This is a genomic window from Actinoplanes campanulatus (genome assembly GCF_014647795.1).
Taxonomy (GTDB): domain Bacteria; phylum Actinomycetota; class Actinomycetes; order Mycobacteriales; family Micromonosporaceae; genus Actinoplanes; species Actinoplanes campanulatus.
Genome location: NZ_BMPW01000013.1, coordinates 253349 through 276556, shown reverse-complemented (window position 1 = coordinate 276556; position 23208 = coordinate 253349). Strand labels below are relative to the sequence as shown.

23 protein-coding genes are annotated in these 23208 nt (G+C 71.0%); 12 read left to right on the top strand and 11 right to left on the bottom strand.

Going from position 1 to position 23208, the window contains the following annotated elements:
* Positions 1–309 precede the first annotated feature (309 nt).
* Entirely contained in the window at positions 310–873 is a 564-nt protein-coding gene (locus tag IEZ13_RS25560; protein WP_372441867.1) for a YceI family protein, read from the bottom strand.
* A 517-nt stretch (positions 874–1390) separates the two neighbouring features.
* Here IEZ13_RS25560 and IEZ13_RS25555 point away from each other — a divergent pair.
* A complete protein-coding gene (locus IEZ13_RS25555) occupies positions 1391–1810 on the top strand; it encodes a DUF4259 domain-containing protein (RefSeq protein WP_183222239.1) in 420 nt (139 codons plus the stop codon).
* Positions 1811–1985: 175 nt separating this feature from the next.
* Here the strand turns inward: IEZ13_RS25555 and IEZ13_RS25550 are convergent, their stop codons facing one another.
* Positions 1986–2396 (bottom strand): VOC family protein, encoded by a 411-nt coding sequence (locus tag IEZ13_RS25550; RefSeq protein WP_183222238.1) that lies wholly within the window; start codon positions 2394–2396, stop codon positions 1986–1988.
* Between the two features lie 179 nt (positions 2397–2575).
* Between IEZ13_RS25550 and IEZ13_RS25545 the strand changes: the two genes are divergently transcribed.
* Positions 2576–4030 (top strand): hypothetical protein, encoded by a 1455-nt coding sequence (locus IEZ13_RS25545; RefSeq protein WP_183222237.1) that lies wholly within the window; start codon positions 2576–2578, stop codon positions 4028–4030.
* A gap of 267 nt (positions 4031–4297) precedes the next feature.
* Entirely contained in the window at positions 4298–5134 is an 837-nt protein-coding gene (locus IEZ13_RS25540) for a class I SAM-dependent methyltransferase (RefSeq protein WP_183222236.1), read from the top strand.
* Between the two features lie 603 nt (positions 5135–5737).
* On the opposite strand, the gene ppdK is transcribed toward IEZ13_RS25540, so the two are convergent.
* Both ppdK and IEZ13_RS25530 read right to left on the bottom strand, forming a co-directional pair.
* Entirely contained in the window at positions 5738–8416 is a 2679-nt protein-coding gene (ppdK, locus tag IEZ13_RS25535) for a pyruvate, phosphate dikinase (RefSeq protein WP_183222235.1), read from the bottom strand.
* Between the two features lie 266 nt (positions 8417–8682).
* On the bottom strand, positions 8683–9369 hold the full coding sequence (locus tag IEZ13_RS25530; protein ID WP_183222234.1) for a hypothetical protein: 687 nt from the start codon (positions 9367–9369) through the stop codon (positions 8683–8685).
* A 125-nt stretch (positions 9370–9494) separates the two neighbouring features.
* On the opposite strand from IEZ13_RS25530, the gene IEZ13_RS25525 reads away from it, so the two are divergent.
* The 4 genes from IEZ13_RS25525 (at position 9495) to IEZ13_RS25510 (ending at position 14811) form a co-directional block, all read left to right on the top strand.
* Positions 9495–10952 (top strand): FAD-linked oxidase C-terminal domain-containing protein, encoded by a 1458-nt coding sequence (locus tag IEZ13_RS25525; protein ID WP_183222233.1) that lies wholly within the window; start codon positions 9495–9497, stop codon positions 10950–10952.
* A complete protein-coding gene (locus IEZ13_RS25520; protein ID WP_183222232.1) occupies positions 10952–12112 on the top strand; it encodes an FAD-binding oxidoreductase in 1161 nt (386 codons plus the stop codon). Before IEZ13_RS25525 ends, IEZ13_RS25520 begins: the two co-directional genes overlap by 1 nt.
* Positions 12112–13524: a (Fe-S)-binding protein gene (locus IEZ13_RS25515; RefSeq protein WP_183222231.1), complete on the top strand. Its 1413-nt coding sequence runs from the start codon at positions 12112–12114 to the stop codon at positions 13522–13524. The genes IEZ13_RS25520 and IEZ13_RS25515 overlap by 1 nt, the downstream gene beginning before the upstream one ends.
* Positions 13525–13773: 249 nt before the next feature.
* Positions 13774–14811, top strand: coding sequence for a GDSL-type esterase/lipase family protein (locus IEZ13_RS25510; RefSeq protein ID WP_189285750.1), 1038 nt, complete (start codon positions 13774–13776; stop codon positions 14809–14811).
* 54 nt (positions 14812–14865) lie between these two features.
* Here IEZ13_RS25510 and IEZ13_RS25505 read toward each other — a convergent pair whose 3' ends face one another.
* The 3 genes from IEZ13_RS25505 to IEZ13_RS25495 form a co-directional block, all read right to left on the bottom strand.
* Positions 14866–15147 (bottom strand): hypothetical protein, encoded by a 282-nt coding sequence (locus tag IEZ13_RS25505; RefSeq protein WP_183222229.1) that lies wholly within the window; start codon positions 15145–15147, stop codon positions 14866–14868.
* Between the two features lie 146 nt (positions 15148–15293).
* The gene (locus tag IEZ13_RS25500) at positions 15294–15623 is read right to left on the bottom strand and encodes a putative quinol monooxygenase (RefSeq protein ID WP_183222228.1); all 330 of its coding nucleotides are present in this window, start codon (positions 15621–15623) and stop codon (positions 15294–15296) included.
* A 75-nt stretch (positions 15624–15698) separates the two neighbouring features.
* The gene (locus tag IEZ13_RS25495) at positions 15699–16382 is read right to left on the bottom strand and encodes a suppressor of fused domain protein (RefSeq protein ID WP_229795007.1); all 684 of its coding nucleotides are present in this window, start codon (positions 16380–16382) and stop codon (positions 15699–15701) included.
* A 24-nt stretch (positions 16383–16406) separates the two neighbouring features.
* Here IEZ13_RS25495 and IEZ13_RS25490 point away from each other — a divergent pair, with 24 nt between their 5' ends.
* From IEZ13_RS25490 to IEZ13_RS25470, 5 genes are all read left to right on the top strand, one after another.
* Positions 16407–16838, top strand: coding sequence for a DUF1801 domain-containing protein (locus tag IEZ13_RS25490; RefSeq protein WP_183222227.1), 432 nt, complete (start codon positions 16407–16409; stop codon positions 16836–16838).
* Positions 16839–16865: 27 nt separating this feature from the next.
* On the top strand, positions 16866–17153 hold the full coding sequence (locus IEZ13_RS25485) for a hypothetical protein (RefSeq protein ID WP_183222226.1): 288 nt from the start codon (positions 16866–16868) through the stop codon (positions 17151–17153).
* On the top strand, positions 17146–17625 hold the full coding sequence (smpB, locus tag IEZ13_RS25480; RefSeq protein ID WP_183222225.1) for an SsrA-binding protein SmpB: 480 nt from the start codon (positions 17146–17148) through the stop codon (positions 17623–17625). The genes IEZ13_RS25485 and smpB overlap by 8 nt, the downstream gene beginning before the upstream one ends.
* Positions 17626–17631: 6 nt before the next feature.
* Complete coding sequence (locus tag IEZ13_RS25475) at positions 17632–18639, top strand: LLM class flavin-dependent oxidoreductase (RefSeq protein ID WP_183222357.1); 1008 nt, start codon at positions 17632–17634, stop codon at positions 18637–18639.
* Positions 18640–18830: 191 nt separating this feature from the next.
* Complete coding sequence (locus tag IEZ13_RS25470) at positions 18831–19547, top strand: alanyl-tRNA editing protein (RefSeq protein ID WP_183222224.1); 717 nt, start codon at positions 18831–18833, stop codon at positions 19545–19547.
* Between the two features lie 24 nt (positions 19548–19571).
* Here the strand turns inward: IEZ13_RS25470 and IEZ13_RS25465 are convergent, their stop codons facing one another.
* The 4 genes from IEZ13_RS25465 to IEZ13_RS25450 all read right to left on the bottom strand — a co-directional run bounded on the left by IEZ13_RS25465 (position 19572) and on the right by IEZ13_RS25450 (position 23194).
* On the bottom strand, positions 19572–20705 hold the full coding sequence (locus tag IEZ13_RS25465) for a sugar ABC transporter substrate-binding protein (RefSeq protein WP_183222223.1): 1134 nt from the start codon (positions 20703–20705) through the stop codon (positions 19572–19574).
* A gap of 184 nt (positions 20706–20889) precedes the next feature.
* Positions 20890–21966, bottom strand: coding sequence for a hypothetical protein (locus IEZ13_RS25460; protein ID WP_183222222.1), 1077 nt, complete (start codon positions 21964–21966; stop codon positions 20890–20892).
* A complete protein-coding gene (locus IEZ13_RS25455) occupies positions 21963–22811 on the bottom strand; it encodes an ABC transporter ATP-binding protein (RefSeq protein WP_183222221.1) in 849 nt (282 codons plus the stop codon). The genes IEZ13_RS25460 and IEZ13_RS25455 overlap by 4 nt, the downstream gene beginning before the upstream one ends.
* Positions 22808–23194 (bottom strand): GntR family transcriptional regulator, encoded by a 387-nt coding sequence (locus IEZ13_RS25450; protein WP_183222220.1) that lies wholly within the window; start codon positions 23192–23194, stop codon positions 22808–22810. The genes IEZ13_RS25455 and IEZ13_RS25450 overlap by 4 nt, the downstream gene beginning before the upstream one ends.
* Between the last annotated feature and the right edge of the window lie 14 nt (positions 23195–23208).

Genomic DNA, 23208 nt, shown 5'->3' with positions numbered 1-23208 from the left:
TGCCGCCGGCCCGGGTTCCGGCGGCACCGCCGGATCGTCGGGTGCCCGGCCTCCGCGCCAGTCCACCCGGGCGTCGGGCGGGCGGGCCTCCGGCCTCCACAACGGGCCGGAGCCCGAGGCCGATCCCGGATACGCCGAATACGACTTCTTCGACGAGGAGCCCAACCCCTTCGACGAGTGAGTCCCGCTCGCCCGTGGGGCCCGATCCGCTCGGGCTCCCGGGCGGATCGGGCTCCCGGGCGGCCTGCTGCCGGGCCAGCCTGGTCTTGAGCTGGCCTGGTCCCGGGCCGCCCGGGCTCCCGGGCCCGGTCAGGAGTCGCGGATGGCCTCGCCGGCGATCTCGATACGGATCTTCTTGCCGACCAGGACGCCGCCCGCCTCCAGCATCACGTTCCAGACCAGGCCGTAGTCCTCGCGGTCGATCTCGGCGGTGGCGCTGAATCCGAAGATCTCCCGGCCGTACGGATCGCGGCGGGCCCCACCGAACTCCAGGTGCATGTCGATCTGCCGGCTCACGTTCTTGACCGTCAGACAGCCCTTGACCACGAAACGGCCGGAGGCCCGGGTCGCCGCGGGCGGCAGATCGGCGGTGGTCCCCCGGCGGCCGAGCGGATTGTTGCGCAGCCGGGCCCAGTGGAAGATCGGATCACTGTCCGATTCCCAGACGATGCCGGTGCTGCGGTACGCCAGTGTCGGATAACGCCGTACATCCAGAAAATCCGGGCTGGACAGGTGCGCGTCCCGCTCCGAATTGTGGGTGTTGATGGAGTCCGCCCGAATGGTCGCGGTGATCGACGACCGCAGCGGATCCCCCGCCACCACGATCGTCGCGCTGCCTTTCGCGAATTCGCCCCGGATCGGGCTGACCATCATGTGCTGTGCCTCGAAGCCGATCCTCTTGTGGGCTTCGTCCAGTCGGTAAACCCCTGGGTCCGGAATGATCAGGCCGTTTCACTCACGGATCGGCCGGTCGACCGTCACGTCGCTCTCCCCCTCAAGCAACATCATGGCCGCACGGCGGCGCACGAGCCCCCCGGCTCGCTCGATGTCGATTTCTCCGGGAGTCTAAGCACGACTGTGATCACACAGTCACCCCGAGAATTGCGTTTCGTGTCGGCCACCACAGTGGACCAGCCACCCGAAGATTGGTCATTAGCCCCAAAATCCATCGGCCACGCGTGCCCCTTCCCACTATTTCTGAGCAGCGGGAACGCCATTCCGTCGCACCATCCGGGACACTCCTCCGAGATCCTTGTCGGAAGAGTGACAGGGAGTATGCGCGGCACCTAATAGTCACTCATTGTGACGTCACACCGTCACCATCGGAGTCGCCGAAGAACATGTGATCATCTCCCGGACGCGACGCCACGAATGACATCGGAGGACATGAATGGGCGCCTGGGGCATCGGGCCATTCGACAACGACAACGCCGCCGACTGGAGCGGCGACCTGCACGAGGCCGCCCCCGGCGAGCGTGCCGCCCTGATCCGCAGGACCCTCGAGGAGGTTCTGCACGAAGGCGAATACCTCCAGGTGGACACCGGCGACGAGGCCGTCGCCGCGGCGGCCGTGATCGCGTCTCTGCTGCCCGGCGGCACGGCGCTGACCACGGCGTACGCCCCGGATTTCCTCATCGAGGGCGGCACCCTCGACCTGCCGGACGACCTGCCCGCCCTGGCCCTGCGCGCCCTGGACCGGGTGGCCGGCGACGACTCCGAGTGGGCCGAGCTGTGGGAGGACGGGCTGCCGAAGGTGCTCGCCGCCCTCCAGCCCATCCGCGAGGTCCTGGAAGCCGCGGCCGCCGCCTGACCTCCGGCCCATCCGCGAGATTCTGGAAGCGTTACCGCCCGGCCTCGGGCCCATCCGCGAGATTTGGAAGGGTAACCGCCCGGTCTCCGGCCCATCCCCGAGTTTGCGGAAGCCGCCGCCGCCTGAACTCCGGCCGTGGACGGCCCCGGCGTCACCGGAGCCGTCCACGGGGCCGTCAGCCTGCCCCGACGATGTTGACCATCCATGGGATGCCGAACCGGTCGACCAGCTGACCGAACTCGTCGCCCCACATCTGCTTCTCCAGCGGCATGTTGATCGTGCCGCCCGCCGAGAGCCCCGCCCAGGCCTTGCGCAACTCGTCACCGTCCGTGCCGCTGAGGCTGACGGTGACGTTGTCGCCCGGGGTGTGGCTCATGCCCGGCGGGGTGTCGGACACCATCAGGGTGTAGCCCTGCGGCGTCTCGAGTTGAGCGTGCATCACCTGGTCGGCGATGGACGGATCGGGCGCGCCGAACTGGCCGAACGTGTGCAACGTCAGGTCACCACCGAAGATCGACTGGTAGAACTCGATGGCCTCACGCGCGTTTCCGCTGAACGCGATGTACGGGTTGAGCCGGGACGTCATCTGAAACTCCATCGTCGTCGAATTCGCGATCCCCTCGAACCTAGACCCGCCCCCTGACGTTTTCGGCCCGATCGGCTCCGCTCCACCCGGCCGAGACCGCGACGGACCGTGACTTGTCGTACCCGGCCGGTAGCATTCCCGCAGCAGACCGGCAGGCACAAACATCGATCGGAGGACCCGTGACCGCGACCGAAGATCACGGCGTGACCATCCTCGACCGCACGCTGCGGCTGTCCCTGCACACTCGCAACGGCTCCGACGACCACTTCCGGCGCCTGCTCGACGACGCCCTGGCGACCGTCCTCGGCGCCGGGGCCGACCTGCCGCGGATCCTCCACCTGAGCGTGCTCCGGGGCCTTCTCGCCACCCCGGCCGCCCCGGGCCCGCGCCGGAGCGAGCAGCCCGCCGACCCCCGCCGTCACCTGTTCACCACGCCCGCCGACCTGCCCCGCTCCCTGCTCCCGGCGCCACCCCACCCGGGCAACCCGCATTCGCTGGCCCGCCTCCTGCGCGTCTTCGTCACCCACCTGGCGCCCACCGACCGCCACACCGCGACCGCCCTGGCCACCCTGATCGAGGATCCCGGCGAGGCCGCCGTCGCCCACTGCGCCCTGGTCCGCGCCGCCGTCCGGGTCCACGACCTGGAGGGTGAGGCCCATGCCTGGTCCCGGCTGCGGCACCTGATCACCCGGATGCCGTCACGGTCCTGGCCCGGTGGCGCGACGCCCCACGACCGTGACGTCCTGGCCTACCTGCGGCCCGATCACCGCGCCCGGTTCGACACCGCGATCGGCATCCTCGAGCTGGCCCCCGACCTGGGCCTGGCCCTGCTCGCCGAGCTGCCGGGGCTGTGCGCCGTCTACCGGGAGGCCTACGCGTGCGACGCCTCCGACCGCTACACCGCCCAGCGCCTGGCCGGCCGGCGGCCCGACCCCGCTCTCGCCCACGCGCACAACACCATCCGGCAGACCCCGTCGAGCAGCAGCGCCGTGGCGGCGGCGGTCGTCTCCGCCAACGAGCAGATCCTCGGCGGTCCGGAGCTGCCGGTCGCCGACCCGGTCTACCGCCTGCACGCCCGGATCACCGCGCGCACCGTCCGCGCCCACCAGCTGGGGGCCGACGACCTGACCCCGGAGCCGGTGCCCGCCCCGCTCGATCCGGCCCGCCTGCCGGCGTATGCGGGGATCGTCCGCCACAACGCCGACACCCCGATCGTCGCGGCCCTGGCCGGCCGGGTCCGCGCCGAGGCCACCGCCCGCGACGACCGCGAGGCCCTGCTCATCCTGGCCGACGCCGGTTACACCGATCCGCTCGCGGTCCTGGCCGGCGCCGCCTACGCCACCCCGCAGGCCGTGCTGGCAGCCGCCGGCCCACCGGTTCCCGAGCTGTCGACGCTGCTCTTCCGGCATCGCCCGGCCGAGGCCGCCCGTCACCTGAGCGCCGCCGCCGTCGCCGACTGGCCGACCGCCGCGGCCGTCCTGGAACACGCCGTCACCGAACTGCTCGCCTCCGCCGGCCCACGCATCGCCCACGACCTGCACCGGGCCGTGACCAGCGCGTTCGCCTGCGCCACCCCACCCGGCGCAAGGCCACCCTCGGTGATCGACGGCGCCTACCCCGACGCCGGCGGCTGACCCCGCCCCCACAGCGCCCGCGAAACGCCGACCCCGACCTACGAGCCCGAACCGGCCCTGGCCGTCCGAACCCACCCAACGCCGGCCCGACCGACGAACCCGAACCAGCCCCGACCATCCGAACCCACGACAACGCCGACCCCGACCGGCAAACCCGAACCAGCCCCGGCCATCCGAACCCACGGAGCGGCCGGCTCGGCACCGGCCGGACCGAAGCGAGACCCGCGGGGTCCCACCCGGCGGAATCGCGGTCCTGAAAGGAGTCCGATGACCTTCGACGACGCGACCCGCGATCGCATGGCCGCCATCGAGGCGAATTGGGACGAGCGCACCCCCATCCACGCCGCGAGCCGGTTCTACGACGTGGCCGGTCGCGACCCGGAGAGCTGGTTCGCCGACTACGAGTGGTCCGACATGGGCGACCTGACCGGCCGTGATGTCCTGCACCTCCAGTGCCACCTCGGCACCGAGACCGCCGCGTTCGCGCGCCGGGGCGCACGCTCCGTGATCGGCCTCGACTTGTCCAGCGCCTCCGTCCGGACAGCGCGCAAGCTGGCCGCCGACGCCGGCCTCCCGATCGAATACGTCCACGCCAACGTGTACGACGCCGCAGAGGCCCTGCCCGGCCGTAGTTTCGACCTGGTTTACACCGGCAAGGGCGCCCTCTGCTACCTACCGGACCTGGATCACTGGGCCGGTGTGATCAAGCAACTCTTGAAGCCCGGCGGATTACTGTACGTAGTCGAGTTCCACCCATTGCTCCAGTCGATCGGCCTGGTCCCGCGCGACCCCGGCGACCAGTCGCTGCTGCTCCGCAAGGACTATCTCGCCGGCCGTGGCGCCGCTGAGCTCGACGCCACCCGCACCTACACCGACGGCCCGCCCCTGACCGAGGCCACCGTCAGCCACGAGTGGTCCCACGGCCTGGGCGAGGTGGTGACCTCCCTGGTCCGGGCCGGTCTGACCATCCGCTCCCTGCACGAGAGCGACGAGATCCCCTGGCCACGCTGGCCCCACATGCGCCCCACCGGCACCGGCTTCTGGCGCCTCCCCGACGACGCCCCACGTATCCCCCTCTTCTACGCTCTCTCGGCAACCAGTTGACCCCACGCCCCGGCGGCCCGGAGTCCGCTCGCCGGCAGCGCTTGTCTCGGCGAACGCGTGAACGCGGGTGGGTGGAGACCGGAGAAGGGCGGCCCGCACCCCGGCTCGCCGGGCAAGGAGCCACCCGGTCAGGCCCCGGGTCGGGGATTGACGACCTTGTGGATCTCAACGGCTGGTCCTCAGGGCTCTTTCGAGACAGGTGAGACAGCCCTGAGAGTCTCCGTCTCGGTTGTCGCCCGGCGTCGACGTCGAGTCGCCTGTTCGCGTGTCGCCCCACCTTCGCCGCGAAAACGAGCCGTTCGATTCATCCGTGAGCACCGATGTAGATCTTGGGCAGTCGTCGCCGACAGCACGATCTTGAGCGATCGCGGCTGTCCGGATGTATCCGATAACCCAAGATCTACCAGGGCGAATGGATCGATTGCCCGCCGGACGGCAACTCGGCCCGGAAGTCGCGGCACAGGCCGGGGACGGCAGTGGGTCGCGTGGAACCGGCAGGACGGGGAAGGTGCGCTCGGAGGGCGGCGACGTGCGTACCGGAAATGGGGTTGGGCGGTGGATGCGACCGGAGCCGCACCCACCGCCCGGCTGAGTGAGTAGAGGTCAGCGGTGATCGGATCCCTCGGATTCGATGGCCGCCCGGCCGGCCTCCAGGCGGGCGATCGGCACCCGGAAGGGCGAGCATGACACGTAGTCGAGCCCGACCTCGTGGAAGAAGTGGACCGAGTCGGGGTCGCCACCGTGCTCGCCGCAGACGCCCAGTTTGAGGCCGGGGCGGGCGGCACGGCCCTCGTCGGCGGCGATCTTCACGAGGCGGCCGACGCCGTCGGTGTCGATGGATTCGAAGGGGCTGATGCCGAAGATGCCGAGTTCGAGGTAGCGCCAGAAGAAGGCGCCTTCGACGTCGTCGCGGGAGAATCCCCAGCCCATCTGGGTGAGGTCGTTGGTGCCGAAGGAGAAGAACTCGGCGGCTTCGGCGATCTGGCCGGCGGTGAGGGCCGCGCGCGGGACCTCGATCATGGTACCGATCAGGATGTCGACGCCGGAGTCGCCGACGGTCGCGGCGATGATCTTCTCGGCTTCGGCGCGGACCGTCTCCAGTTCCTGGACGGCGCCGACCAGCGGGACCATGATCTCGGGGCGGGGCCGGCCGCCTTCGGCGGCGAGTGCGACGGCGGCCTCGGCGATGGCGCGGACCTGCATGGCGAACAGGCCGGGGATGACCAGGCCGAGGCGTACGCCGCGCAGCCCCAGCATCGGGTTCTGCTCGTGCATCCGGCGGACGGCGGCGAGCAGTTGCTCGTCGTGCTCGACGTGCCGGCCGTGTTCGTGCGCGACGGCGACCTTGACGGCGAGTTCCTCCAGCGAGGGCAGGAACTCGTGCAGCGGCGGGTCGATGAGCCGGATGGTGACGGGCAGCCCGTTCATCTCCCGGAAGATCTCCAGGAAGTCGGCGCGCTGGAGCGGCTGGAGGGCGGCGAGGGCGTCGTTGCGTTCGACCTCGTTGCGGGCCAGGATCAGGCGTTCGACGAGTTCCCGCCGGTCGCCGAGGAACATGTGCTCGGTGCGGCACAGGCCGATGCCCTGCGCCCCGAAACGGCGGGCGCGGGCGGCGTCGAGCCCGGTGTCGGCGTTGGTGCGCACCTTGAGCCGGCGTGCGGAGTCGGCGTGCGTGAGGATCCGGTGCACCGCCGCGACCAGCGGATCGTTGGCGTTCGACGGGTCCAGGTCGCCCTCGAAGTACTGGACGACCTCGCTGGGCCGGACCGGGACCTCACCGAGGTAGACGCGGCCGGTGCTGCCGTCGATGGAGATCGTGTCGCCCTCGCGGACGGTCTGCGAGCCGATGGTGAAGGAGTCGCGGCCCACCTCCATCTCGTCGGCGCCGCAGACGCAGGTCTTGCCCATGCCGCGAGCGACAACGGCGGCGTGTGACGTCTTGCCGCCGCGGCTGGTCAGGATGCCGTTGGCGGCGATCATGCCGGGCAGGTCGTCGGGGTTGGTCTCGCGCCGGACCAGGATGACGGGCGCGCCGGACGCGGCCACTTCGACGGCCCGCTGCGAGGTGAAGACGACCTGTCCGAAGGCGGCGCCCGGGGAGGCGCCCACGCCCCGTGTGATCGCCTCGAAAGAAGAGGAGAGATCGAATCGGGGGAACATGAGCTGGGCGAGCTGCGCGCCGGAGACCCGGGTGAGGGCCTCGTCGAGGTCGATGACGCCCTCGTCGACGAGCTGGGCGGCGATGGTGAAGGCGGCGGCCGCGGTGCGCTTGCCGACGCGGGTCTGCAGCATCCACAGTTTGCCGCGCTCGATGGTGAACTCGATGTCGCACAGGTCGCGGTAGTGGCCCTCCAGAGTGGCCATGATGCGCATCAGCTCGGCGTAGGAATCGGGGTCGAGCCGTTCCAGGTCGGCCAGCGGAAGCGTGTTGCGGATGCCGGCGACCACGTCCTCACCCTGCGCGTTGGCCAGGTAGTCGCCGTAGACGCCCGGCTCGCCGGTGGCCGGGTCGCGGGTGAAGGCGACGCCGGTGCCGGAGTCGGCGCCGAGGTTGCCGAAGACCATGGCGACCACGTTGACGGCGGTGCCCAGGTCGGCGGGGATGCGCTCCTGGCGGCGGTAGAGGACGGCGCGGTCGGCGTTCCACGACCGGAAGACCGCCTCGACGGCGAGGTCGAGCTGCTCGCGCGGGTCCTGCGGGAACTCGTGCCCGGTGTGCTTGGCGAAGACCTTCTTGTACGCGGTGACGAGCTCCCGCAGGTCGTCGGCGCCGAGCTGGACGTCGTCGCGCACACCCTTGGCGACCTTGGCCTCGTGCAGCGCGTCCTCGAACTCGTGGCCGGGCACCTCGCACACGGTCTTGCCGAACATCTGGATGAGACGCCGGTACGAGTCCCACGCGAACCGGTCGTTGCCCCCGGCCTGACGGGACAGCCCGGCCACCGACTCGTCGTTGAGCCCCACGTTGAGGACGGTCTCCATCATGCCCGGCATGGAGAACTTCGCGCCGGAGCGGACCGACACGAGGAGGGGGTCGGCCGGGTCGCCGAGGCGGCGGCCCATCCCGGCTTCGAGCGCGGCGAGATGCGCGTCGATCTCGGCGGCGAGGCCGTCGACGTGGGTGCCGTTGCGCAGGTACTGCTGACAGGCTTCGGTGGTGATCGTGAAGCCGGGGGGCACGGGCAGGCCCAGGTTGGTCATCTCCGCGAGATTGGCGCCCTTGCCACCCAGCAGATCTTTGAGGTCCTTGTTGCCCTCGGCGAAGTCGTAGACGAACTTCATGCCCATACCTCCGGTGAAGAATCCGCGGCGGATACCAAGTCCTGCCCTGGGATTCGTAAGGCTAAGCACGTCCGGAGTGAATAGTTAACAGTCCCGTGGACTTTTCCACACGGGTACGGAGATGTCTGCTCGGTACGCGCCCTCTCCGCGCAGCAACGCGCACGGCGGCGAAAAACCCGGCAGAAGTAAGGGCGCCGCTGCGAATTCCACGGGGGAAGAACTCGCAACGGCGCACCGCGAACATTAGACGACGTTTGTCCGTGTGTCTATCCCACCCGCTGCACGACCGAACCGACCAGCCGCTGCCAGTCGGCCTCGAAGCCCGGGGACGGAGTGCTGTTCTCCAGCCGGTAGATCGCGTACGTGCCGACGAGCACCACATTGCGGGTGCGCAGCACGGACACGGCGGTGTCGGCGGTGCCGGGGTGCTCCGACTCGTACAGCTTGTGGCGGACGATCACGAACCCGGACCAGGCGCCCTCATTGAGATCGCGCACCTCGGCCGTCTCGGTGTAGGCGGGCTCGTTGCGGTCGGCGGTCTGCACCGCCGCCACGCTCGCCGAGGGCGGGCACTGGTTGGCGACCACCCGGAGCAGCTCCTGGCCGGCTTTCGCGCTCGCCTCGTCGGCGAAGACGAGAGCGGTCTGGTGGAGGGTCTGCGCGCCCTTCTCCCCCTCGTCGGCGGCCGACGACGTCACCACCTCGGCGCCCGGCGGAGCTTGCGGTGGCGTGCTCGTGCCGCCGCAGAAGCTGACCATCTGCTGCGGGCTCGCGCTCTCCTGCGGGGCCGCCCAGGCCGGGCCGATCTCGGTGGGCTGCAGGAACGCGCCGCGCATGGTGGTGGCGGTGATCAGGCTCTCGTCGGGGTCGTCCGAGGAGCTGCACCCGGCCGCCAGGACCAGGGCGCAGGCGGCGCCCAGGACGGCACGGAGGGGTCTGGCGGTCTGGAGCATCCGGCAATAGTGCCAGACCGCCGGCCGAAAAATGCCGGGCGGTCGATCCGGCCGGGCTTCCCATCGCGCGGCGGGACGATCACGGTTAGCGTGAGCCGTAGGCAGTGACGCCGAGGAGGTCCGCGATGAGCATCGACGCCTTAGCCGTGCGGTTGCGGGCCGAGATGACCCCTGACCAGGTGCTCACCGACCGGCAGCAGTTGCGGACGTACGAGTGTGACGGCCTCGCCCACTACCGGGTCGTCCCGGCGCTGGTCGCCCTGCCGCACACCGCCGCCGAGGTCGCCGCCGTGGTCCGCGCCTGCGCCGGGGTGGGGGTGCCGTTCGTGGCCCGCGGCTCCGGCACCGGCCTGTCCGGTGGGGCGCTCCCGCACGCCGAGGGGGTGCTCATCGTGACCTCCCAGCTGCGGGAGGTCCTGTCGCTGCGGCCGGCGGACGAGCGGGCCGTCGTCCAGCCCGGCGTCATCAACCTCCAGGTGTCGACGGTGTCGAAGGAGCACGGCTACTACTACGCCCCCGACCCGTCCAGCCAGCAGATCTGCTCCATCGGCGGCAACGTGGCGGAGAACGCGGGCGGGGCCCACTGCCTCAAGTACGGCTTCACCACCAACCACGTGACCGGGCTGGAGGTGGTCACGCCGGACGGCGACCTGGTCCGGCTCGGCGGCGCCGCCCCGGACACCCCCGGTTACGACCTGCTCGGCGCGTTCGTCGGCTCGGAGGGCACGCTCGGGGTCGCCACCGAGGTGACGGTGCGGCTGACCCGGCTGCCGGAGACCGTGCGCACGCTGCTCGCCGCCTTCCACGGCACCGACCAGGCGGGCGCCGCCACCTCGGCGATCATCGCGGCCGGGGTGGTGCCGGCCGCCATCGAGATGATGGACGCGCTGTCCATCGAGGCCGCCGAGGCCGCCGTCCACTGCGGCTATCCGGCCGGTGCGGGCGCCGTCCTGATCGTCGAGCTGGACGGGCCGTCGGCGGAGGTCGCCGCCCAGTTCGAGGAGGTGAGCCGGCTCTGCGACGCCAACGGCGCCTTCGAGACCCGGGTGGCCGCCGACGACGACGAGCGGCAGCTGATCTGGCGGGGCCGCAAGTCGGCGTTCGCGGCGGTCGGCCGGATCAGCCCGGACTACATCGTCCAGGACGGGGTGATCCCCCGGACCGCGCTGCCCGAGGTGCTGCGCCGCATCGACGAGGTGGCCTCCTCGCACGGCGTCCGGGTGGCGAACGTCTTTCACGCCGGTGACGGCAACCTGCATCCGCTGGTCCTGTTCGACGCCCAGGTCGCCGGCGAGGAGGAGCGCGCCGAGACGGTCTCCGGCGCCATCATCGACCTCTGCATCGAGTACGGCGGCTCGATCACCGGCGAACACGGCGTCGGCGTCGAGAAGGCCCACTACATGCCGCGCATGTTCACCGACACCGACCTGGACACCATGCAGCTGGTCCGCTGCGCGTTCGACCCCGGCGGCCTGGCCAACCCCGGCAAGATCTTCCCCACTCCCCGCCTGTGCGGCGAACGCCCCGGCCGCCGCACCGGCCCCCATCCCCTGCAGGAGTCCGGCGTGGCGGAGATCTTCTGATGAGCGTCCTGGACGACCTCGCCGTCAAGGCGGGCGACGACGATGTGGTGTGCGGTGTCCCGGCCCGCTTCGTCGCCGCTCCGGCCAGCACCGAGGAGGCCGCCGCGCTGATCGCGGCCGCCCGCGATCTCACCGTCGTGATCCGCGGCGGCGGCACGAAGCTCCAGCAGGGGCCGCCGCCGCGTGACCTGGATCTGATCATCGACACCCGGCGGCTGGCCGGAGTGGTGGAGCACGCCGCCGGGGACCTGATCACCGTGGTCCGGGCCGGCACCCCGATGGCCGAGCTGCACGCCCTGCCCGGTCAGCAGCTGGCCCTGGACGCGCCGCCCACCGCGACGGCCGGCGGCGCCGTCTCGGCGAACGCCTCCGGGCCGCGGCGCCTGCGCTACGGCACGGCCCGCGATCTGCTGATCGGCGTCACGGTGGTGCGGCCGGACGGCCGGATCGCCCGGGCGGGCGGCAAGGTGGTGAAGAACGTCGCCGGCTACGACCTGGGCAAGCTCTACACCGGCGCGCAGGGCACGCTCGGGCTGATCACCGAGTGCGTCTTCCGCCTGCATCCGGTCCCGCTCGCCACCGCTTTCGTACGGGCGACCGCCCCGCCCACCGCGGTAGCACGGATCCTGGCCGCCCAGCTGGCCCCGAGCGCCGTGGAGATCAACGCCGGGCCGGGCGCGTCCCCGGAGCTCGCGGTCCTGGTGGAGGGCACCGAGGAGGGCGTCCGCGACCGCGCCGCCACCCTGGCCCGGCTCCTCGACGGTGAGGTCACCGACCTGCCGCCGTCCTGGTGGGACACCCCACCGTGGCCGCCCGGCGGTCTCGGCCTGAAGCTGACCGGCGTCCTCTCCGCCGTTCCCGCCCTGGTGGAGGCCGTCACCGCGGCCGGCGGCACGATCCGCGGCTCGGCCGCCACCGGCGCCCTCCACGCGGGGTTCCCGTCCGGGGCGCCGACCGGGACTCCGGGACTGGTGGACGGGCTGCGGGCGGCGGCGACCCGGGCCGAGGGCCACGCCGTCGTGCTGACCGCGCCCGACGGAGCCCTCGACGGCCTGGACATGTGGGGGCCGGTGCCCGGGCTGGAGCTGATGCGCCGGGTCAAGGACCAGTTCGATCCGGACCACCGCTTCGCGCCCGGCCGATTCGTGGGAGGGATCTGATGTCCGATATCGACGACGGACTCCACACGCCGGTGGACGCGACGCGCGGGATCGGGACGCCGCCGGTCGACGCGCTGCGGGCGGCCGGGACGGGCGGTCCACCGGCGGGCGGGCCGGCATTCGACTCCGATCATCCGCCGCGCGCCGATCTGGTGTCGGACTGTGTGCACTGTGGGTTCTGCCTGACCACCTGCCCCACCTACGTGCTGTGGGGCGAGGAGATGGACTCGCCTCGCGGGCGGATCCACCTGATCGGGCAGGGCCTGTCCGGGGAGCCGTTGAGCGACTCGATGGTCACCCACTTCGACCGCTGTCTGGGCTGTATGGCCTGCGTGACCGCGTGCCCGTCCGGGGTGCGCTACGACCGGCTGATCGAGGACACCCGCGCCCAGGTGGAGCGCCGCCACCCACGGACGGCCCGGGAGCGGGCCCTGCGGACGGCGATCTTCGCGCTCTTCCCGTACCCGCAACGGCTCCGGCTGCTGCGGGGGCCGCTTCGGGCGTACCAGATGTCGGGTCTGCAAAAGCTGGTGGCCCGCAGTGGCCTGCTCCAGCGCCTGGCCCCGACGCTCGCCACGCTGGAATCGCTGGCGCCGCGGCTGCGCGGCGTGCCGCGCCCGCCGGCCCGCGTGCGCGCACGCGGCACCCGGCGCGCGGTGGTGGGCATGCTGACCGGTTGTGTTCAGTCCGCGTTCTTCCCGGACGTCAATGCGGCGACGGTACGGGTTCTCGCGGCCGAGGGCTGTGAGGTGCTCATCCCGCCCGGCCAGGGCTGTTGCGGGGCGCTGAGCGTGCACAACGGGCGCCGTGCCGAGGCGCAGCGCTTCGCCCGGAAGCTGATCGACACGTTCGAGCGCTGCGGCATGGACTGGTTCGTGGTCAACGCGGCGGGCTGCGGCTCGACGTTGAAGGAATACGACGAGCTGCTCGCCGACGATCCGGTCTACGCCGAGCGGGCGGCCGCGTTCACCGCGAAGGTCCGTGACCTGTCCGAACTGCTGGCCGAGCTGGGCCCGGTCGCCCGGCGTCATCCGCTGCCGCTGACCGTGGCCTACCACGACGCCTGCCACCTGGGACACGCCCAGGGCGTCCGGGCGCAGCCGCGGGCCCTGCTCCGCGGCATCCCGGGGGTGGAGTTGCGGGCGATCGCCGACCCGGAGATCTGCTGCGGTTCGGCCGGTGTGTGGAACGTGCTGAATCCCGCCCCGGCCGCCGAGCTGGGCGACCGCAAGGCGAAGGCGGTCCTGGCCACCGGCGCCGACCTGCTGGTGACAGCCAACCCGGGTTGTCTCATGCAGGTGGCGGCCGCGGTCCGCCGCCGGGGGGCTTCGATCGCCCTGGCGCACACCGCCCACGTCCTGGACGCGTCGATCCGCAACCTCGGCCCCGACGCCCTCCTCGACCGTGATTGATCACGCCCTGCCCGGGTGACGCGGGGAGGCGGGCCCCGTAGCACCCGTCTCCCCGCTCTCCCGGCCGGACGGCTGCCGGGTGAAATCGCGCGCGGATCTCACCCCCACCGCAGTCGCCCACCCGCGCGGCGCCCATCCCATCGCGCCGCACGCCCTTCTCCAACCGCGCATTGATGTGCGTTAATTGGGAGCGCTCCCAGCGTGCTCCGTCCCCGGACCCCCGTCAAGCACATCCCCGGAGGCATCCCGATGCAACGACGAAAGGCAGCCGTCCTCGGCCTCGTCACCGCCCTGCTCACCGCAACCGCCGTAGCCACCGCCACCAGCGCGAACGCGGCCGCCGGCTGCGCCGTCAAGTACACCGTCAGCAGCCAGTGGCCCGGCGGCTTCGGCGCGGCCGTGGACGTCACCAACGTCGGCGACCCGATCTCCTCCTGGTCGCTGGTGTTCACGTTCCCGGCCGGGCAGACGATCACCCAACTGTGGAGCGGCTCGGTCACCCAGTCCGGGTCCACCGTCACCGTCAAGAACGCCGCCTGGAACGGCGCGATCGCCACGAACGGCAACAGCAACCCGGTCCCCACGTCATTCACCCTCAACGGCGTTACCTGCACCGGAGGCGTCGTGCCCACACCCACCGACGTCAGCCCGGGACCCCCCTCGCCGAGCAGCTCGGCCACCACCAAGAAGAAGATCATGGCGCTCGGCGACTCGATCACCGGCTCCCCCGGCTGCTGGCGCGCCCTGCTCTGGCAGCAACTCCCGGCCGCCCGGGTGGACTTCGTCGGCACCCTGCCCGGCGACGGCTGCGGCTTCCCCTACGACGGCGAGCACGAGGGCCACGGCGGCTACCTGGTCACCAACGTCGCGAGCCAGAACATGCTGCCGGCCTGGCTCTCCGCCTCCGGCCCGGACGTCGTCCTCATGCACTTCGGCACGAACGACGCCTGGAGCAACCTCTCCACGACCACGATCCTGAACGCCTACACCACCCTGGTCGGGCAGATGCGCGCCGCCAACCCGAAGATGAAGATCATCGTCGCGCAGATCATCCCGCTGAACCCGTCCACCTGCACCGACTGCGGCCAGCGCGTGGTCAACCTGAACGCGGCCATCCCGGCCTGGGCGGCCTCGCTGAACACCGCCGCGTCGCCGGTCACCGTGGTCGACCAGTGGACCGGCTTCAACACCACCACCGACACGTACGACGGCGTGCACCCCAACGACGCCGGCAACGTCAAGATCGCCGCCCGCTGGCTCCCGGCGGTCCAGGCCGCGATCGCCTGACCCGGTCCCGGCGTCATTTCCGTATCGCGAAATGGCGCCGGGCCCGTTCCCGGCCTACGGCAGGTCGCCGGGCTCGTCCCGCAGGTCGGGATCGAACTTCCCGGCTGACCGAAAACGATGGTGCGGAACGTTCCGTACCGCGACGACCGGCTCCCCGTCCGCGTCCCAGCAGACGAACCGCGGCCCGTCCGCACCGTCCTCGTAGTCGTGGATCCAGCAGCGGCCCGGTGGCTTGCGGGCCAGCGCGTCACCCCGGGGCGACCTGCTCGTGTACGCCTTGCGGTTGACCGGTCCACCATCCGCCCGGCCCTGATTCAGCGAAAACGCGTTGTCCACGGCATCCTCCGCCCACCCCGGCCGAAATGCTTCGCGGATTCCACCGTGACCCATCCCGAACCCACCGGACAATCGGATCCCCGACCGAAATGGAGCCAACCCGATATCTGGCACAGATCGACCGATCCCGGCTGGCCCTCAGCGGCTCACGCCTGATCGACGGACATCTCGCCGAGTTCGGACCAGCCGTCCTGGTCGACGGACTGGCTGACGATCTTCGGGGTGGCGGCCAGGTAGCCCGGCAACTCCCGCTGAGCCTGCTTGAAATGGGCGGAGTTGACGTGGGCGCCGCCCGCGTCACCGTCCCGGAACGCCTCCACCAGGACGTACTCGGCCGGGTCGTCGAGGCTGCGGGACCAGTCGAACCACAGGCAGCCCGGCTCGGCACGGGTCGCCTCGGTGAACGGCCCGGCGATGCGCGGCCAGTCGTCGGCGTGCTCCGGCTTGACCAGGAACTTCGCGGTAATGAAGATCATTCGTCCCCCTCGGTCCGGTTTCTCTCCATCCCATCACGCCGCACCCGCCGGCGCGGTCAGGCGAAGGAGGGGCGGTCAGGCGAAGGACGGGCGCGCCGGGTCGAGGAGCTCGGAGACGTGACCCCGGTTGAGGACCTCGATGAGGGCCTGCGTGCCCTGGCCGGTCTTGACCGCCACCTCGGCCGGGTGGAGCGGGATCACCGCGAGCACGTTGATCTCGGTACCGTCCGGCGCGACGATCGTGCCCGCCTCCTCCGGCGCCCGCACCATCGGCGTGATGACGACACCGGCGAAGGGCACACCCGGAGCGTACGGCTGCGCCGGGTCGCCGTTGGGGATCGAGTGCCACTCACCGATCCACGTGCCGTACTCGTGCGGCAGCCGGGCGATCTCCTTGAGCACCCGGATCGGCCAGTAGACCGCCGGATCCGACAGCGCCGCCTGATCCATGGGCCAGTCGGAGGGCAGGCAGAGCATCAGTTCGGCGTACGGGCTGACGCCGTCCGGAACGGTCATCGGCAGCTCGCTCATGCCGGAGGTGACAAGCGTCCGGTACGGCCGGTGCTCCGTCGGCTCCACCAGATGGACGTGCACGGCCACCAGGTGCGACAGCATCTCGTGGTAGACGAACTCGACCGGCCCGAAGTGCTCGGCGATGTGCTGGTCGACGGCCTCGGCGATCTCCCGCCGCGCGCCCTGCGACGGCACGAAACCGTCATGCTGAGACTGATGCCGCAGCACCCCGTCACCCCGATTCACGACGCGTGAGCCTACGCTGGCGGGATGGCGGAGCCGAAGACGACCCGGAACGACGGTGACGTGGCGGCCTTCCTGGCCGCCGTGGCCGATCCGCGGAGGCGGGCGGACGCCGAGGCGGCGTGCGCGCTGATGGCCGCGGCCACCGGCGAGGAGCCGGTGATGTGGGGCTCGGCGATCATCGGGTTCGGGCGGTACCACTACCGCTACCGCACCGGCCGCACGGGCGACTGGCCCGCGATCGGGCTGTCGCCGCGCAAGCAGGCGCTCACCCTCTACGTCTCGGCCGGTTTCGAGGCGTACGAGGATCTGCTGTCCCGTCTCGGCCCGCACACCACCGGCAGGTCGTGCCTCTACCTGAAGCGACTCGCCGACGTCGACCAATCCGTGCTGAAAGAGCTGGTCATCGAGGGTTTCCGGCATCTGGACGGACGGACGGTGGCCGCCGAGCAGCCCTAGCGGCGAATCGGACGTCATAATCATCCGGTGGACAACTGGGAATACGCGCGCCTGGAGTACCGGGCGGCCGGCACCCTCGGCGAGGACCGGTACATGGACTGGACCGCCACCTTCCACCACCCGGGCGGTGTGCTGCGCTGGGGCACCGACGAGCGATTCGACGACCTGCGGCATCTGAACCGGGCGGGCGCGGCCGGGTGGCAGGCGTACAACCGGGCGGCGATCCATGTGATGGGCGAGCCGCACCGGCTGAGCAGCGTCACCTACTCGATGCGCCGGCCGATCCCGCCGAACCTGGTGGATCCGGGTGCCTAGGGAGACCGGCGTCAAGCTGATCGCGTCGAACAAGAAGGCGCGGCACGACTACGCGATCCTCCGGACGTACGAGGCGGGTCTGGTCCTGGCCGGGACCGAGGTGAAGTCGCTGCGGCTGGGCCGGGCGTCGCTGGTCGACACGTTCGCCCAGGAACACGAGGGCGAGCTCATGCTGTACGGCCTGCACATCGCCGAGTACGGGTTCGGCTCGTGGACCAACCACGCCCCACGGCGTACCCGGAAACTTCTCCTGCACAAGGTCGAGATCGTGAAGATCCTCAACCAGCTGCGCGACGGCTCCGGCCTGACCCTGGTGCCGCTGTCGCTCTATTTCAAGGACGGCTGGGCGAAGATCGAGCTGGGCCTGGCCCGCGGCCTGAAGAGCTACGACAAGCGGCAGGTCATGGCCGAGCGGGACGCCAAGAAGGAGATCGCCAAGGAGATGGGCCGGCGGTTGAAGGGCCGCCGGTAGGGTCGACTGGTGGAATTCGGTCTGGACACCTTCGGCGACGTCAACGACAAGCCGTACGCGCAGGTCATCCGGGACGTGGTCGAGCAGGGTGTGCTCGCCGACCGGCTCGGCCTGGACTTCTTCGGGGTGGGCGAGCATCACCGCGACGACTACGCGATCTCGGCTCCGGAGATCGTCCTCGCGGCGATCGCCGCGAGGACCGAGCGGGTCCGGCTGGGCACGGCGGTCACGGTTCTGAGTTCCGATGATCCGGTACGGGTGTTCGAGCGCTTCGCCACGCTGGACGCCGTGGCGAACGGGCGGGCCGAGATCATCCTGGGCCGTGGCTCGTTCACCGAGTCGTTCCCGCTGTTCGGCTACGACCTGGCCGACTACGAGCGGTTGTTCGCCGAGAAGCTGGACCTGATGGCCGAGCTGCTCACCGAGGGCCCGGTCACCTGGGAGGGTTCGATCCGCCCCGCCCTGCGCGCCCAGCAGGTCTACCCGAAGACCGAGTCGGGCCGGATCCGCACCTGGATCGGCGTGGGCGGCAGCCCCGAGTCGGTGGTCCGCGCCGCACAGTACGGCATGCCGCTGGTCCTCGCGATCATCGGCGGCGCCCCGGCCCGCTTCGCGCCGTACGTCGACCTCTACCACCGCGCCCTCAAGGAGCTGGAGCAGGAGCCCCAGCCGATCGCCGTGCACTGCCCCGGTTTCGTGGCCGCCACCGACGCCGAGGCCGTCGACATCCTGTGGCCGCACGCCCGCCGCAACCTGGACCGCATCGGCCGCGAACGGGGCTGGCCCCCGGCCACCCGGGACCGCTTCGAGGCCGACGTCACCGAGGGCGCCTGGCACGTCGGTTCCCCGGAGACGGTCGCCGGCAAGATCGCCGCCACGATCCGTGACCTGGGCATCGACCGCTTCGACTTGAAGTACTCACACGGCCCGCTCCCCCACGAGCACCTGATGACCTGCGTCGAGCTCTACGCCACCGAGGTCGTCCCCCGAGTCCGCGAACTCCTCGCGGCGTGATCCGGATCGGAGGGTGAGTGGCGATCTCCGCCCGGCGGGGCCTCGCGGGCTCGACCCGGCAATGGGTCGCGGAGGTGGCGGGACGCCGTTGGTGTGGTCGGGGGCGGCGCACGCCGTACGAAATCGGGGGGAAAGGCCGGGTGGCGGTGAGGGTGACCGCGCCGGTGGGGTGTTTGTCATAGAGTCGTGATGTGACGGAGCGGCTGGACTGGATCGACCCGAGTGTGCGGGAATGGGAATGCACGGTGTTGTGGTCCGATCCGGAGGCGGGGATCGTGCTGGACCGGTCGGCGTTCTACCCGGGTGGGGGTGGGCAGCCGCCGGATCACGGGGTGTTGCTCTGGGAGGGTGTGCAGACCCGGATCGTCGACACGCGCAAGGGTGACGAGCAGTATCTGATCCCGGCTCCCGGTGATCCGGTGCCGAAAGCGGGGACGACGGTGCGCGGGGCGATCGACGACGCGCGGCGCAGCAGCCTGATGCGGACGCACTCGGGGCTGCACATCCTGTGCGGGACCGTGTTCCGGGATTTCGGGGCGCTGGTGACCGGCGGGAACATGCAGCCCGGTGAGGCGCGGATGGACTTCAACCTGCCGGAGGTTCCGGTTGGGTTCAAGCAGGCGCTGGAGGACGCGGTCAACGCGGAGATCGTGGCGGACCGGAAGATCGTGGCGCGGGTGCTGCCGCGGGCGGAGGCGCTGGAGATCCCGACGCTGGTACGGACGCAGGACGCGCTGCCGCCGCTGGATCATCCGGAGATCCGGGTGATCGACATCGTGGGGCTGGACGTGCAGGCCGACGGCGGGACGCATGTGGCGTCGACCGCGCAGGTGGGCCGGGTCGAGGTGGTGAAGGTGGAGAGCAAGGGCCGGCAGAACCGCCGCGTCCGGATCAGGATCGCGGACTAGGTCCTACCGGCCCGGTGCCGATGATCAGCCGATGACCTTGGCTTGCTGGCAGGCCTTCTTGTACTTGGCGTTGCACAGCGTGTCCACGTCGACGAAGCCGGCGTCGACGACATCCTTCACGTTCTTGATCGTGATGGCCTTCGGCAGCAGCCTCAGGAACGGGATGTAGAGGCCGGACTCCGGGTCCTTGAGCTTGTCCTTGAGGCCCGGCTTGACGCCGTTGAACAGGTTGATCGCCAGTCCGGCGGCGGCGTCCGCCTCCTGCTTCACGTCCTTGTAGACGGTCATGCACTGGTCGCCGACGAGGATGTTCTGCAGGCCCTGGGTGGTGGCGTCCTGGCCGGTGACCGGCACCTTGCCGTTGAGCTTCTTCTCCCGGAGGACCTCGATGGCCGAGTTGCCGAGACCGTCGTTGGCGGCGAGCACCCCGCCGATGTTCGGGTACTGCTTGAGCATCAGCGAGAACATCTCGCGGCCCTCGTCGTTGTCCCAGTCCGGCACCCACTGGTCCGGGCCCTTGATCAGCTGGGCCGCGTCGTACCTGGCGCTGAGGACGGTGTCGTAGCCGTTCTTGAAGAGGGTGGCGTTGTTGTCGGTGGGCGAGCCGTTGAGCTCGGCGACCACCGCGTTGGACACCTTCTTCTCCTTCAGGCAGTTGAGCAGTTCCTTGGCCTGGAGCTGGCCGACGGCCTCGTTGTCGAAGCTCACGTAGTAGTCGGCGGCGCCGTTCAGGGTGAGCCGGTCGTAGTCGATCACCGGGACGCCGCGGGAGTGCGCGTTGTCGATGACGGCCTTGCCGCTGATCGAGTCGAGGCTCACGATCACCAGGACCTTGAAGCCCTTGTCGAGCATGGTCTCGGCGAGGCGCTTGAACTGTTCCTTGTCGCCCTCGGCGTTGACGATCGAGTACTTGACGCCGGCCTTCTTGAAGGCCGCCTCGAGGTAGCGGTTGTCGTCCGACTTCCACCGCTGGGAGCTCTTGGTGTCGGGGAGGATCACGCCGATGCCGCCCTCGCCGGTCACCTCCTCGCTGCCACCGTTCGTGGTCGCCGGGGCGTTGCCACCCGCCGCGTCAGTGTCACCCCCGTCATCACAAGCCGTGAGCGTGGCCGTGGTCAGCAGGCCGGCGGCGACCAGAGCGAGCAAAGACTTGCGCATGGCTATAGGTGTCCTCTCAGGGTGTCCCGAGCTGCGGTGAGCACTGAACGGTCCGCCAAGTATCGGTCAGAACGCACCGTGATGATCGTCGGGTGGGGGCCGAGAAACAAGATTATTCATTTCTGTACGCCGACTGCCAACAATCACTGCGTGTGATGGCGTCATCTCTCCTCAGTACCGGCCGTTAGGCCCCTCGAGGAATGGCCGGTGGGAGGACCACCGCACCGGCCGTCAGGGCGGCCTCAGCTCCCCGGTTCCGGCGGCGGGTGCGCAACAGGCAGAACCCGGACAGTACGCCCGTGAGCAGTGCCAGGACTCCGAACTCACGCCACTGGAGAGCCCAGAACCGGCCGGCCGGCACGTGTCTCACCTCCTGCCGCAGACCCTGTTCACCCAGCCAGGCGAGGCAGGCGCCGTGGGCCGCCGTGAGGCCGCAGCGGGTGGGGTCCATCGGCCCGGTGAACTCCTCGCCGCCCGCGGTGAGCACCCGGTTGCCGAGCACCCAGGACCCGGTGACGCCGGGATCCACCAGTGCCTCCACGCTGCCGTCCCGCTCGTCGACCGACAGGGACAGCCCGCTCTCCGCGCTCAGGTCCAGGGCGGAGACCGTGGTGACCGGGTCGGCCAGCAGCGGGCGCACCGTGACCGGGAAGGCCAGTTGCACGGTCGCCACCACGAGCAGCGTCACCGCCATCGCCGGCAGGCTACGGCGCAGCAGCAGGCCCAGGAGCACCCCGATGACCAGGGCCAGCGCCGCGTAGCCGACCGGGACCGCACCGCGGGCCGCGAAGATCACCGGCTCGACCCGGTTGGCGTACGCCCGGTCGATCTGCCCGGCCCAGACGGTCATCGCCGTGCTGGTCGCCGCGGCCAGCAGGACCACCCCGCCGCCCACGCCGGCCAGTTTGACGGCGAGCCACCGCCGGGCCGGGACGCTCTGGCTCCACACCATGCGGAACGTGCCCGACTCCAGCTCGCGGGCCACCAGCGGCGCACCCCAGAACGCGCCGGCCAGGGCGGGCAGCAGGAGCAGCAGCGCGGTGCCGGCGTAGTAGACGAGGATCGCGGTCCGTGTCGCCACCAGGGCGGAGAACTCGCCGGCGGCCGCCTCGCAGTCGCCGTGGCAGGCCGCGAAGCCGCTGACCCGCGCGGCGTCGGTGAGTGACGGCCAGGTGAACGCGACGGCGGACAGCACCGCGAGCAGGATCAGGGCGGCGGCCAGCGCCTGCACGCGGGCCTGCCGCCAGGTCAGCCAGATCATCGCGGTCCCTCCGTCAGGTACGCCAGGACGATGTCCTCCAGGTCGAGCCGGTCGACCTGCCACCCCGGGTCGTCGATCGGCGCGGTGCTGCGCACGACCAGGGTGGACTGCACGCCGGTGTGCCGCTGGTCGATCACGGCCCGGCCGCCGGAGAGCGCTGCCGGATCCTGCCGCCGGCCGGTCAGCCGGTGGTGGGTGGCGAGCAGGTCGTCGACGTCAGCGGCCACCGTGACGGCTGAGTCGCGCAGCACGATCAGGTGGTCGCAGGTGCGCTCCAGGTCGGCGATCAGGTGCGACGACATGATCACGCTGACCTCGGACTCGGCGGTCAGCTCCATCAGCGCCTGGAGGAAGCCGCGCCGGGCGAGCGGGTCGAGCGCGGCCACCGGCTCGTCCAGGATCAGCAGCTCGGGCCGTTTCGCGGCGGCCACCGTGAGGGCGAGCTGGGCGCGCTGGCCGCCGGAGAGGGCGCCCGCCCGCTGCGCCGGGTCCAGGCCGAGGGCGGCGATCCTCCGCTCGGCGTATCCGGCGTCCCAGGACGGGTTGAGGCGGGCGCCGAGGCGCAGGTGCTCGGCGATGGTGAAACCCGGGTAGACCGGGGTGTCCTGGGCCACGAACGCGACCCGCGGGGAGCCGCCGAGCGGCCGCTCCCCCAGCACCCGGATGTCGCCGTCACTCGGGGTGAGCAGGCCGCAGGCGAGCTGGAGCAGGGTGGACTTGCCGGCGCCGTTCGGCCCGACCAGCCCGACGACCCGGCCGGCCGGCACCGTGAGGGTGCAGTCGGACAGGGCCGTACGCCGCCCGTACCGTTTGGTGAGGTTCCGGGTCTCCAGCGCGGCGGTCACGGTCGCGCCTCCTGGAAGGCGCGGAACGCGCTGACGAAGAGTGCCTCGATGCTCTCGTCGTCGAGGCCGGCGGCGCGCGCCCCGGCCAGCCATCGCTCCAGGTCATGGCGCAGCGGTCGGTGGCTCTCGGCGTCCGCGGCGAGGGTCCGCGTGACGAACGTGCCGAGCCCGGGCCGCGCCTGGACCAGCCCCTCGTACTCCAGCTCCCGGTACGCCTTGGACACCGTGTTCGGGTTGATGGCGATCCGGGCCACCACCTCCTTGACGGTGGGCAGCCTGTCGCCCTCGCGCAGGACGCCCAGCCGCAGCGCGTGCCGCACCTGCTGGATGAGCTGCATGTACGGCGACACACCGGACCGGGCGTCCAGATGGAACTCGATCATCCGTAACCTCTATT

What these genes read in the sequence shown, in the direction of transcription:
- IEZ13_RS25560 (WP_372441867.1), bottom strand. Translation starts at nt 873, where the DNA reads ATGATGGTCAGCCCGATCCGGGGCGAATTCGCGAAAGGCAGCGCGACG.
- IEZ13_RS25555 (WP_183222239.1), top strand. Translation starts at nt 1,391, where the DNA reads ATGGGCGCCTGGGGCATCGGGCCATTCGACAACGACAACGCCGCCGAC.
- IEZ13_RS25550 (WP_183222238.1), bottom strand. Translation starts at nt 2,396, where the DNA reads ATGACGTCCCGGCTCAACCCGTACATCGCGTTCAGCGGAAACGCGCGT.
- IEZ13_RS25540 (WP_183222236.1), top strand. Translation starts at nt 4,298, where the DNA reads ATGACCTTCGACGACGCGACCCGCGATCGCATGGCCGCCATCGAGGCG.
- ppdK (WP_183222235.1), bottom strand. Translation starts at nt 8,416, where the DNA reads ATGAAGTTCGTCTACGACTTCGCCGAGGGCAACAAGGACCTCAAAGAT.
- IEZ13_RS25530 (WP_183222234.1), bottom strand. Translation starts at nt 9,369, where the DNA reads ATGCTCCAGACCGCCAGACCCCTCCGTGCCGTCCTGGGCGCCGCCTGC.
- IEZ13_RS25525 (WP_183222233.1), top strand. Translation starts at nt 9,495, where the DNA reads ATGAGCATCGACGCCTTAGCCGTGCGGTTGCGGGCCGAGATGACCCCT.
- IEZ13_RS25520 (WP_183222232.1), top strand. Translation starts at nt 10,952, where the DNA reads ATGAGCGTCCTGGACGACCTCGCCGTCAAGGCGGGCGACGACGATGTG.
- IEZ13_RS25515 (WP_183222231.1), top strand. Translation starts at nt 12,112, where the DNA reads ATGTCCGATATCGACGACGGACTCCACACGCCGGTGGACGCGACGCGC.
- IEZ13_RS25510 (WP_189285750.1), top strand. Translation starts at nt 13,774, where the DNA reads ATGCAACGACGAAAGGCAGCCGTCCTCGGCCTCGTCACCGCCCTGCTC.
- IEZ13_RS25500 (WP_183222228.1), bottom strand. Translation starts at nt 15,623, where the DNA reads ATGATCTTCATTACCGCGAAGTTCCTGGTCAAGCCGGAGCACGCCGAC.
- IEZ13_RS25490 (WP_183222227.1), top strand. Translation starts at nt 16,407, where the DNA reads ATGGCGGAGCCGAAGACGACCCGGAACGACGGTGACGTGGCGGCCTTC.
- IEZ13_RS25465 (WP_183222223.1), bottom strand. Translation starts at nt 20,705, where the DNA reads ATGCGCAAGTCTTTGCTCGCTCTGGTCGCCGCCGGCCTGCTGACCACG.
- IEZ13_RS25460 (WP_183222222.1), bottom strand. Translation starts at nt 21,966, where the DNA reads ATGATCTGGCTGACCTGGCGGCAGGCCCGCGTGCAGGCGCTGGCCGCC.
- IEZ13_RS25450 (WP_183222220.1), bottom strand. Translation starts at nt 23,194, where the DNA reads ATGATCGAGTTCCATCTGGACGCCCGGTCCGGTGTGTCGCCGTACATG.